At 66.3% G+C, this 10,142-nt stretch carries 9 protein-coding genes; 1 reads left to right on the plus strand and 8 read right to left on the minus strand.

Annotated features, from left to right (window positions below):
• Positions 1–183 precede the first annotated feature (183 nt).
• From ACFFU4_RS13620 to ACFFU4_RS13640, 5 genes are read right to left on the minus strand one after another with little or no spacing between them, the layout of a single operon-like run.
• Positions 184–969, minus strand: a complete 786-nt coding sequence (locus ACFFU4_RS13620) for a crotonase/enoyl-CoA hydratase family protein (protein ID WP_377070317.1) — start codon at positions 967–969, stop codon at positions 184–186.
• 53 nt (positions 970–1,022) lie between these two features.
• The gene (locus ACFFU4_RS13625; protein ID WP_377070318.1) at positions 1,023–1,889 is read right to left on the minus strand and encodes a hydroxymethylglutaryl-CoA lyase; all 867 of its coding nucleotides are present in this window, start codon (positions 1,887–1,889) and stop codon (positions 1,023–1,025) included.
• Positions 1,890–1,891: 2 nt separating this feature from the next.
• A complete protein-coding gene (locus ACFFU4_RS13630) occupies positions 1,892–2,548 on the minus strand; it encodes a glutathione S-transferase family protein (protein WP_377070319.1) in 657 nt (218 codons plus the stop codon).
• Positions 2,545–4,482 (minus strand): acetyl/propionyl/methylcrotonyl-CoA carboxylase subunit alpha, encoded by a 1,938-nt coding sequence (locus ACFFU4_RS13635; protein ID WP_377070320.1) that lies wholly within the window; start codon positions 4,480–4,482, stop codon positions 2,545–2,547. The genes ACFFU4_RS13630 and ACFFU4_RS13635 overlap by 4 nt, the downstream gene beginning before the upstream one ends.
• A 57-nt stretch (positions 4,483–4,539) precedes the next feature.
• Complete coding sequence (locus tag ACFFU4_RS13640) at positions 4,540–6,144, minus strand: carboxyl transferase domain-containing protein (RefSeq protein WP_377070321.1); 1,605 nt, start codon at positions 6,142–6,144, stop codon at positions 4,540–4,542.
• A gap of 137 nt (positions 6,145–6,281) precedes the next feature.
• On the opposite strand from ACFFU4_RS13640, the gene ACFFU4_RS13645 reads away from it, so the two are divergent.
• A complete protein-coding gene (locus ACFFU4_RS13645) occupies positions 6,282–6,887 on the plus strand; it encodes an OmpW/AlkL family protein (RefSeq protein ID WP_377070322.1) in 606 nt (201 codons plus the stop codon).
• A gap of 71 nt (positions 6,888–6,958) precedes the next feature.
• On the opposite strand, the gene ACFFU4_RS13650 is transcribed toward ACFFU4_RS13645, so the two are convergent.
• Genes ACFFU4_RS13650 through ACFFU4_RS13660 form a run of 3 tightly spaced genes read right to left on the minus strand, consistent with a single transcriptional unit; the run spans position 6,959 to position 9,976 of the window.
• Positions 6,959–8,527 carry an AMP-binding protein gene (locus ACFFU4_RS13650; RefSeq protein WP_377070323.1) on the minus strand — a complete coding sequence of 523 codons (1,569 nt, stop codon included), beginning with the start codon at positions 8,525–8,527 and terminating at the stop codon, positions 6,959–6,961.
• Positions 8,524–8,808, minus strand: a complete 285-nt coding sequence (locus ACFFU4_RS13655) for a hypothetical protein (protein ID WP_377070324.1) — start codon at positions 8,806–8,808, stop codon at positions 8,524–8,526. The genes ACFFU4_RS13650 and ACFFU4_RS13655 overlap by 4 nt, the downstream gene beginning before the upstream one ends.
• A gap of 4 nt (positions 8,809–8,812) precedes the next feature.
• Positions 8,813–9,976, minus strand: a complete 1,164-nt coding sequence (locus tag ACFFU4_RS13660) for an isovaleryl-CoA dehydrogenase (protein ID WP_377070325.1) — start codon at positions 9,974–9,976, stop codon at positions 8,813–8,815.
• Positions 9,977–10,142 lie beyond the last annotated feature (166 nt).

Raw genomic sequence — 10,142 nt, forward strand, 5'->3', positions numbered from 1 at the left:
CAAGTTGGCTGCATATGATCCTGACTTAAACCCGCCCCTCTGCCCGGTCAACCGAAGCCGCGCCGGTTTGCCCGCCGTCGGGGCCGGAATCTTGGGTTTGGTATGCAGCAGTATGCGGTATTGTGCCGCAATTGGTCGGAAAACCGGACCAGCTCTTGCCGCGCCGCGGCAAGCGGGGGCGACTCACCCCTGCTGCCAGCCGGGTCTGCGGCGCTCGAAAAAGGCGGCGATGCCTTCCGGTGCCTCCCCCCCGGCCCAGGTCTCGGCGAGCGCCCCGATAGTCTCGGCGATCACCGTGTCGTCGATGCGCGGCCCGAAGCCCCTGAGCAGCGCCTTGGCCCGCGCCACGGCACCCGGCGCGCATGAGAGGTAGGGCAAGACCTCTTCCTCAATGGCCGCGTCAAGCTCAGCCTCCGAAACCGCCCGCGCGAGAAAGCCAAGCGCCACCGCCTCATCCGCGTCGAACCGACGGCCCGACATGAACACGCGCCGCGCCTTGGCCTCGCCAATGCGTGCGGCGACGTAGGGCCCAATCGTTGCCGGGATCAGTCCCAGCCGCGTCTCGGTCAATGCGAATTGCGCCTCTCCTGCCCCGGTCACCGCGTCGCACACGCTCATCAGCCCGATACCGCCGCCAAACGCATTGCCGTGCACGCGTCCGATCAGCGGCTTGGGCAAGGTATTGAGCGCCTGCAGCATATGCGCCAGCTTGGCGGCCTCGCGGCTGCGCGTCTCCGGCTCGGCGTCGAACTGCTCGCGCATCCAGCCCAGATCACCGCCCGCGCAAAATGTCTTGCCTCTGGCCGCCAGCACCACGACCCGCACAGCATCGTCAGCCCCCAGATCCGTGGCCGCCTGATGCAACTCGGCGATCATCTGCGCCGACATGGCATTGTGCTTTTCGGCCCGGTCCAGCCACAGCGTCACCACGCCGCGCGCATCCCGTTCGATGCTGATCGTCTCGGTCATGCTCTCTCCTCCTCGCGCCAAATTTCTTCACAAGAAATTTGCCAAAAATCTTGTCAAGATTTTTGCGCCTCACCCCGCATCGCCCGCGCCATATCCACCGCCTCGGACAATATATCGGGATCGAGACCGGTCTCGTATCCAAGCGCCGTCAGACGCTCATGCACCTTTTCCGTCGCCACGTTCCCCGCCGCGCCGGGCGCATAGGGGCAGCCCCCCAGCCCCCCGATCGCGGCATCGAACACCCGCACCCCGCGCGTCAGTGCGACCTCGATATTGTCGAGCGCCCGGCCCGCCGTGTCGTGGAAATGCCCGGCCAGTCGCTCCGCCGGCAGCGCATCGCAGATCGCCGCCAGCATCGCATCGACCGCCTCGGGCCTGCCCTGCCCGATGGTGTCGCCGAGGCTGATCTCGTAGCATCCCATCTGCCACAGCGCCTCGGCCACGCGCACCACCGCCGCCGGGGCCACCGGCCCGTCATAGGGGCACTCAACTACGCAGGAGACATAGCCGCGCACCCGCAGCCCCTCGGCCCCGGCCGCCTCCAGCACCGGGGCAAACCGTGCAAGGCTCTCGTCGATCGTGGCGTTGATATTGGCCTTCGAGAACCCCTCCGAGGCCGACCCGAAGATCGCCACCTCATCCGCCCCGGCCTCGAGCGCATCGGACAGACCCCGCATGTTCGGCGTAAGTGCTGCATAACGCACCCCCGGTGCGCGCCTGATCCCGCGCAACACCTCGCCCGAGTCGGCCATCTGCGGCACCCATTTGGGGCTTACGAAACTCGCCACCTCGATGCGCGAGAACCCCGCCTCGCTCAGCAGGTTCACAAGCGCGATCTTGTCGCGCGTGGCGATCCGCGCCGCCTCGTTCTGCAACCCGTCGCGCGGGCCGACTTCGAAGATTTCAACGCTCTCGGCCATCTTCATTCCTCCGGCACAGGATAGAATTCCTGTGCATAGATATCCTGCTCCCCGTCCCGCACCTTGGCCCGTCTGTAGGCGGGCCGCGCGCGCAGCCGGTCCCAATAGGCCATGAGACGCGGATAGGCGTTCAGATCAACATAATACCGCGCCAGCTCGAACCCGTAGGCAAACATGATATCCGCCGCCGAAAATCCAGAGGGCAATAGATGATTGCCGTCCAGCCGCGCCTCCATTGCAGCCAGCACCGCCCGCAGCCGCGCATTCAACAGCTTCACCACCGTGGGCGACGGGCGGGCGGGCGGGCGCAGGAACACCTGATTGAGGTTGAGGTTTTCCAGCAGACAACCCACCGTCTCCGACAGGCTCAGCATTTCCAGAAACCGCGCGCGCTCCGGATGACCCGGCGGCGGCATCAGCCCGGCATCGGGATAGGTCTCGCACAGCATCTGCACGATGGCCGCACTCTCCACCCAGACCGTCCCCTCGTGCTCCAGCACAGGAACCCGGCCCGCCGGCGACAGCGCCAGGAACTCGGGCGCGCGCATCGAGCCGTCGCGGATCGAGTAATAGGCCACCTCATACTCCGGCCCCAGCTCCTCCAGCAGCCAAAGCACCCGCAGCGAGCGCGCCAGCGGCACATGGTGAAGCCGGATCATGCGTCGTCCTCCAGCCGCACCAGCGCCGCCCCCGCGCTGACCTGATCGCCTGTCGCGACCAGCACCTCGGCCACCACGCCGTCGCGCGCGGCCAGCAGGCTGTGCTCCATCTTCATCGCCTCCAGCACGGCCAGCCGGTCGCCCTTGCTCACCGCCTGCCCCGCCTTGGCAAAGACCGCCTTGACCAGCCCCGGCATCGGCGCCTCGATCAAGGCCGCATCGCCGCCCGCCACACTGTCCCGCGCCAGCGGGTCAACCAGATCGAAGGCCAGCCCGTATCGCGCAAAGACCGTGATCCGCGCGCCGTCCACCGCCACCCCGGGCGCGGGCGCGCCATCGAGCCGCCACTGCCCGTCCACGCGCCGCGCCGCGACCCATGTCTCGCCCACCCGCAGATCATGGGCCGTCGCCGAGAGGGTGCGCAACCGCACCGTGATCTCATCGCCCGCATGGATCAAAACCACGTCGCGCTCCAGCGGTTGCCACAGGACAAAGCCCGCCGCCTCCGGCGCGTCTTCCAACAGCCCCAACCCGGCCAAGGCCGCCAGCGCGACCTCGCCCGGTCCCGCCATCGGGACCACCACCAGCGCCTCGATATCCCGCGCAATCAGCCCGGTATCAACATCGCCGCGCGCAAACCCCTCATGCCGCGCGAGCGCACCGAGAAATCCGAGATTGGTGACCGTCCCGGCCACCTCGCACCGCTCCAGCGCGCGCGACAGCCGCCGCAGCGCCACATCGCGCGTCGGGCCATGGGTGATCACCTTGGCGATCATCGGATCATAGAACGGGCTGATCTCGTCGCCCGCGCGCACCCCGCTATCGGCGCGGCAGCCTGCCGGAAAGGTCAGATGCGACAGCCTGCCGGTCGCGGGCAGAAACCCCTTGGGAACGTCCTCGGCATAAAGCCGCGCCTCGAAGGCATGGCCCGTGATGCTCAGCTCCTCCTGCCGCGCGGGCAGCCCCTCTCCGGCGGCCACGCGCACCTGCCACTCAACCAGATCGACGCGCGTGATCGCCTCCGTCACCGGATGCTCGACCTGCAACCGCGTGTTCATCTCCATGAACCAGAAGCGATCCGGGCGCAGCCCGTCCGAGCCATCGACGATGAACTCCACCGTGCCCGCCCCGCTATAGCCGATCGCCTCGGCAGCCCGTACCGCAGCCTGCCCCATCGCGGCGCGCATCTCAGGCGTCATGCCCGGTGCCGGGGCCTCCTCGATCACCTTCTGATGACGGCGCTGCAGGGAACAGTCGCGCTCGAAAAAATGCACCGCGCGGGTGCCGTCACCGAACACCTGCACCTCGATATGGCGCGGCTTTTCGACGAATTTCTCGATCAGCACGTCGGAGTTGCCAAAGGCGGTGCACGCCTCGCCTCGGGCGCTCTCCAGTGCATCGGCAAAATCCTGTGGCCGCCCCACCAGCCGCATCCCCTTGCCGCCACCCCCGGCAACGGCCTTGATCAGCACCGGATAGCCGACGGTGTCGGCCGCCCCCGACAGATGCTCGGGGTCCTGATTGCTGCCGTGATAACCCGGTACCACCGGCACGCCCGCCTCCTCCATCAGCGCCTTGGCGGCATCCTTGAGGCCCATGGCCCGAATGGCCGCCGCCGACGGGCCGATAAATACCAGCCCCGCCGCCTCAACCGCCTCAACGAAATCGGGGTTCTCGCTCAGGAAACCATAGCCGGGATGGATCGCGCCGCAGCCCGTCTCGAGCGCCGCCGCGATGATCGCCTCGCCCTTCAGATAGCTGTCCGAGGGGGCCGACCCGCCGATATGCACAGCGACGTCCGCCATCGCCACATGCGCCGCGCCGCGGTCAGCATCGGAATAGACCGCCACCACCTCGACCCCCATCGCCTGCGCCGTCCGCATCACGCGACACGCGATCTCGCCCCGGTTGGCCACCAGAATCCGCTCAAACATGGCCCGCGCCCCCTGCTTCATCTTGCCAAAAATATCCAAATCCCGACATCACCACCCTCACATCCGGAAGACGCCAAAGCGTGTCTCCTCCACCGGCGCATTCAAAGCGGCGCGCAGGCTGAGGCTTAGCACATCGCGGCTCTTGCGCGGGTCGATGCAGCCATCATCCCAGAGCCGGGCGCTGGCATAAAGCGGATGCGCCTGCCGCTCGAACATCTCCATAGTGGGCCGCTTGAACGCCTCTTCGTCTTCCGCCGACCACGTCTCGCCGCGTTTCTCCATCGCGTCGCGCCTGACCGTGGCCAGCACCCCCGCCGCCTGCGCGCCGCCCATCACGGAAATCCGGGAATTGGGCCATGTCCACAGGAATCGCGGCTGATAGGCGCGCCCCGCCATGCCGTAATTACCTGCCCCGAACGAGCCGCCCACCAACATGGTGATCTTCGGCACGCTCGTCGTCGCTACCGCCGTCACCATCTTGGCCCCGTGCCGCGCGATGCCCTCGTTCTCGTATTTGCGCCCCACCATGAAGCCGGTGATATTCTGCAGGAACACCAGCGGGATGCGGCGCTGCGAGCACAGTTCGACGAAATGCGCGCCTTTTGAGGCCGCCTCGGAAAACAGCACGCCGTTATTGGCGATGATCCCCACCGGGCAGCCCTTCACATGGGCAAAGCCGCAGACCAGCGTCTCGCCGAACCGCGCCTTGAATTCGTCAAAGCGGCTGCCATCCACCAGCCGCGCAATGACCTCGCGAATGTCATAGGGCGTGCGCAGATCGGCGGGCACCACGCCGAGCAATTCCGCCGGATCATAGGCAGGCTCCTCCGGGGTCTGCCAGCCCCGGACGGGTGCCAACCCACCCCCCAGATTGCCCACCGCCCGCCTTGCCAAGGCCAGCGCGTGCGCGTCATCCTCGGCCAGATAATCCGCCACGCCCGAAAGGCGCGTATGCACATCGCCGCCGCCCAGATCCTCGGCGCTGACCACCTCGCCGGTCGCGGCCTTCACGAGCGGCGGCCCGGCGAGAAAGATCGTGCCCTGACCCTTCACGATGATGGTGACATCGCTCATCGCGGGCACATAGGCGCCGCCTGCCGTGCAGGACCCCATCACCACGGCGATCTGCGCGATACCCTTCGCGCTCATCCGCGCCTGATTGTAGAAAATCCGCCCGAAATGGTCGCGGTCGGGGAACACCTCGTCCTGATTGGGCAGGTTCGCACCGCCCGAATCCACGAGGTAAATGCACGGCAGATGGCACTCCTCGGCGATCTCCTGCGCGCGCAGGTGCTTCTTGACGGTCATCGGGTAATAGGTGCCGCCCTTCACCGTGGCGTCATTGCACACGACCATGCAATCGCGCCCCTGCACGCGGCCCACGCCCGCGATCACCCCCGCACAGGGCGCCGCCCCGTCATAGAGGCCATGCGCCGCCGTGGCCCCCACCTCCAGAAACGGGCTGCCGGGATCGAGCAGCCCCGCCACACGGTCGCGGGGGGACATCTTGCCGCGCGCCTTGTGCCGCTCGCGCGCCGCTTCGCCGCCCCCCTCGGCCGCGGCCACGGCGGCCTCTTCCACCACGCGCAGCGCCTCGAGATTGGCGGCCTGATTGGCGCGAAAGCCTTCGGATGACGGCAGCGCCGATGATGTCAGACGCATGGCTGCTCCTCCTGTAGCGGGTTATCTGTTGCAAAATTGCCGCAGCGCGGCAGAGCTGCGCGTATTTGATTCACGTCAAGGTGAGTTGCCCCGACACGCTGCATACCCGGCAGCGTCAGTATGAAAGTGGAAAGACCATGAAAAAAATCACAGCCCTCACCCTCGCCGCCCTTATGAGCACCACCGCCGCCCCGGCCCTCGCCCAGCAACAGGGTGACATGCTGCTCGGCCTCGGCCTCGGCTGGATCGAGCCGGATGACGGCAGCAACACCGCTGCCGGCAAGATCGATGCCGATGGTGCGCTCAGCCCGACCATCACGTTCGAATATTTCATCGCCGACCGCATCGGACTCGAGTTGCTGGCCTCGTGGCCGTTCACCCATGACCTGAACATCAACGGGAACGACGCGGGCGAGACCAAGCACCTGCCGCCGACGCTCTCGCTGCAGTACTACTTCACCAACAAGAGCACGATCACCCCCTTCGTGGGGGCTGGGATCAACTACACCTACTTCTTCGATGAAGAGCTTGACGGTCCCGGTGCCCCCAATCTCAAGCTCGATGATTCCTGGGGCCTCGCCCTGCATGCCGGTGCCGATTTCGCGCTCTCCGAGAAATCCGCCCTGCGCGCCGATGTCCGCTATATCGATATCGAAACCGACGCCGAGGTCGGTGGCAACGATATCGGCGATGTCGATATCAGCCCGTGGGTGTTCAACGTCGCCTATGTGCTGCGGTTCTGATCCGCGCGCGATCAGGATCACGATTTGGGGGTCGGCCAGCGTGTCGGCCCCCTTTTCATGCCGGGGCACCATCATGGTGAACCCTCTGCTGCGGCGCGGGCCTTTAGCTCCTTGCGGATCACCTTGCCTGTCACGGTCATCGGCAGCGCGTCCACGAATGAAATTTCCCTTGGATAGGAATAGCTTGCAAGCCGGTCCCTGACCCATGCCTGAAGCTCTGCGGCGCGCACCCCGGTCCCCGGGCGCCGCACCACATAGGCCTTGACGATCTCGGTGCGCAGGGGGTCGGGCTTGCCCACCACTCCCACCGTGGAGACATCGGGATGCGCGAGCAGGCAATCCTCGATTTCCGCAGGCCCGATCCGGTAGCCGGCGCTCGTGATCACGTCATCCTCACGACCGATGAACCGGATGTATCCGTCCTCGATCACGCCCCGGTCGCCGGTGAGCAGCCAATCGCCCCTGAACTTCTCTGCCGTCTCGCGCGGTTTTCCGAAATATTCCAACATCATCGAGGCCGAACCTCGCCTGATCGCGATATCGCCCTCACCGGCTGTTTCACGACCCTCCCCGTCGATCACCGCCACCTCATGACCCGGTACGGCCCGCCCCAGGGCACCGGGGCGCGGCTCGAAAAGCGCCCCGCAGGACGATCCCACCATGTTGCACTCGGTCTGCCCGTAGAATTCGTTGATCGTCAGGCCAAAGGCGTACCGCCCCCAGTCGAGCATCTCGGGTCCCAGCGGCTCGCCGCCGCTCGCGACGCTGCGCAAACCCTCGATCCGCGCCTCCTCGGCGCGCAGCATCCGCAGCGCGGTTGGTGGAAAAAATACATTCCTGACAGCACCTTTTCGGACGATCCTGATGCACTCTTGGACATCGAACCGAGCCATCCGCGCCGCCGCCACCGGCACGCCGATGGCCAGCCCCGGCATCAGCACGTCAAACAGCCCGCCGATCCAGGCCCAGTCGGCAGGCGTCCACAGGCAATCGCCCGGTTCCCCGAGAAAATCATGGCTCATCTCGACGCCCGGCAGGTGGCCGGTCAGCACCCGGTGGCCGTGCAGCGCGCCCTTGGGGCTGCCGGTCGTGCCGGACGTGTAGATCAGAACGGCGGGCGTCTCGGGCCCGGTCTTCACGGTCTCGAAACGCCCCTCGGGTAACGCGGTTGCCTCGGGGACGAGCGCCGTCACACCGTCCAGCGGAGCCAGCATGTCCACGCCCTCGGCATCGGTGATCACGATCCTCGCGCCCGCGTCCCCCACTCGGCTGACCAGCGCATCCTGCCGGAAGAGTTTGAACAAGGGGATTGAAATCGCGCCGATTTTCCAGATTGCGATATGCGCCGCCGCGCACCACGCGCCCTGGCTGCGCAGCACACCCACCCGGTCGCCACGCGCCACGCCCCGCGCCACCAGCGCCTGCGCCAGCCCGTCGGCCATGCGCCGCAGCGCGCCATAGCTCACGTCATGCGCCTCCGCGTCCGAAAGATCGCGGATCGCCAGCCGCCCGGGCGCGCGCGCCACCCAGTCATCGCAGACCTGTGCCGCCATATTGAGCCGCGCCGGGATGTCCCAGCGGAATCCGTCGCATAACGTCGCGTAGGGCGCGCGCCGCAGGAGGGGGCGCGCCGCGGTCATGACGTCTTCCCCGGTTGCGCCACATCCACCACCCGACCAAAGGCATCGACGAAGTATTCGTACTCCGCACACGTCACCACCAGCCACAGTTCCGCGCTTACGGCGGGCCGCGCGGCGCAGTCGTCACGCGCCGAGCCGGTCTCGCGCGCGTAGCGGGCGGCCACCCGGTCAATCACCTCCGTCTCGGTGGTCGTCGCGGCACGCCCGCCAAGAACGAGTCCCAGCACCATCACCGCGGCGGCGAGGATCAGAACCGGGAAAAGGATCAGGCGGCGCGGCATCGACTCACCCCATCGCCCCCATCATCTCGCGCCCGATCAGCATGCGCCGGATCTCGCTCGTTCCCGCGCCGATCTCCATCAGCTTCGCATCGCGAAAGATGCGCCCCACCGGTGAATCGTTGAGAAAGCCCGCCCCGCCCATCGCCTGCACCGCCTGATGCGCCTGCACCATCGCCTGCTCGGACGCATAGAGACAGCAGGCCGCCGCGTCCTGCCGCGTCACTTCGCCTCGGTCGCAGGCCTTGGCCACCTCGTAGACATAGGCGCGGGCCGAGTTCATCGCCGTATACATATCGGCCATTTTGCCCTGCATGAGCTGGAACGAGCCGATCGGCTGGCCGAACTGCTTTCGCTCGGCCATGTAGGGCATGATCTCGTCAAGACAGCCTGCCATGATCCCGGTGCCGATCCCCGCCAGCACCACGCGCTCGTAATCGAGCCCGGACATCAACACGCGCACGCCCTTGCCCTCTTCGCCCAGAACGTTCACGAACGGCACCTCGACATCCTCGAAGATAAGCTCGGCGGTGTTGGAGCCGCGCATCCCCAGCTTGTCGAAATGCGGCGAGGTGCTGAAGCCCATCATCGTCTTTTCGATCAGGAACGCGGTGATGCCCTTCGCGCCCGCCTCCGGGTCGGTCTTGGCATAGACAACAAGCGTGTCGGCATCCGGGCCGTTGGTGATCCAGTACTTGTTGCCATTGAGCCGGTAGTGATCGTTGCGCCGTTCGGCGCGCAGCATCATGCTGACCACGTCGCTGCCCGCCCCCGACTCTGACATGGCCAGTGCGCCGACATGTTCGCCACTGACCAGCCCGGGCAGGTATTTCGCCTTCTGCTCGGGCGAGCCGTTGAGCTTGATCTGATTGACGCAGAGGTTGGAATGCGCGCCATAGCTGAGCGACACCGAGGCCGAGGCGCGGGCGATCTCCTCTACGGCGACGACATGGGCGAGATAGCCCATCCCCGCGCCGCCATACTCCTCCGGCACGGTGATCCCCAGCAGGCCCAGATCGCCCATCTCGCGCCACAGCTCGTGGGGAAAGACATTGCCGCGGTCCACCTCCGCCGCCATCGGCCTGACGCGCTCCTGCGCCCAGCGATGCACCATCTCGCGCAGGGCGTTCACATCCTCGCCCAGATCAAACTGCATCACGGCATTGAACATCCCTGGCCTCCGACATTTATTGAACGATTGTTCATTTTATAGCCACAAGCCACCACCCACGTCAATCCCGCTGTAGCGTGACTGTAGCGTGACTGTAGCTGTAGCGTGACAGCGAAGTTTACAGTGTTTTACAGCGAAGATTGCAGCAACCGATTTTTGCTCTGAG

The organism is Roseovarius ramblicola, assembly GCF_042430665.1.
In the GTDB taxonomy this organism is placed as follows: domain Bacteria; phylum Pseudomonadota; class Alphaproteobacteria; order Rhodobacterales; family Rhodobacteraceae; genus Roseovarius; species Roseovarius ramblicola.

What these genes read in the sequence shown, in the direction of transcription:
- ACFFU4_RS13620 (WP_377070317.1), bottom strand. Translation starts at nt 969, where the DNA reads ATGACCGAGACGATCAGCATCGAACGGGATGCGCGCGGCGTGGTGACG.
- ACFFU4_RS13655 (WP_377070324.1), bottom strand. Translation starts at nt 8,808, where the DNA reads ATGCCGCGCCGCCTGATCCTTTTCCCGGTTCTGATCCTCGCCGCCGCG.
- ACFFU4_RS13650 (WP_377070323.1), bottom strand. Translation starts at nt 8,527, where the DNA reads ATGACCGCGGCGCGCCCCCTCCTGCGGCGCGCGCCCTACGCGACGTTA.
- ACFFU4_RS13640 (WP_377070321.1), bottom strand. Translation starts at nt 6,144, where the DNA reads ATGCGTCTGACATCATCGGCGCTGCCGTCATCCGAAGGCTTTCGCGCC.
- ACFFU4_RS13635 (WP_377070320.1), bottom strand. Translation starts at nt 4,482, where the DNA reads ATGTTTGAGCGGATTCTGGTGGCCAACCGGGGCGAGATCGCGTGTCGC.
- ACFFU4_RS13645 (WP_377070322.1), top strand. Translation starts at nt 6,282, where the DNA reads ATGAAAAAAATCACAGCCCTCACCCTCGCCGCCCTTATGAGCACCACC.
- ACFFU4_RS13625 (WP_377070318.1), bottom strand. Translation starts at nt 1,889, where the DNA reads ATGGCCGAGAGCGTTGAAATCTTCGAAGTCGGCCCGCGCGACGGGTTG.
- ACFFU4_RS13660 (WP_377070325.1), bottom strand. Translation starts at nt 9,976, where the DNA reads ATGTTCAATGCCGTGATGCAGTTTGATCTGGGCGAGGATGTGAACGCC.
- ACFFU4_RS13630 (WP_377070319.1), bottom strand. Translation starts at nt 2,548, where the DNA reads ATGATCCGGCTTCACCATGTGCCGCTGGCGCGCTCGCTGCGGGTGCTT.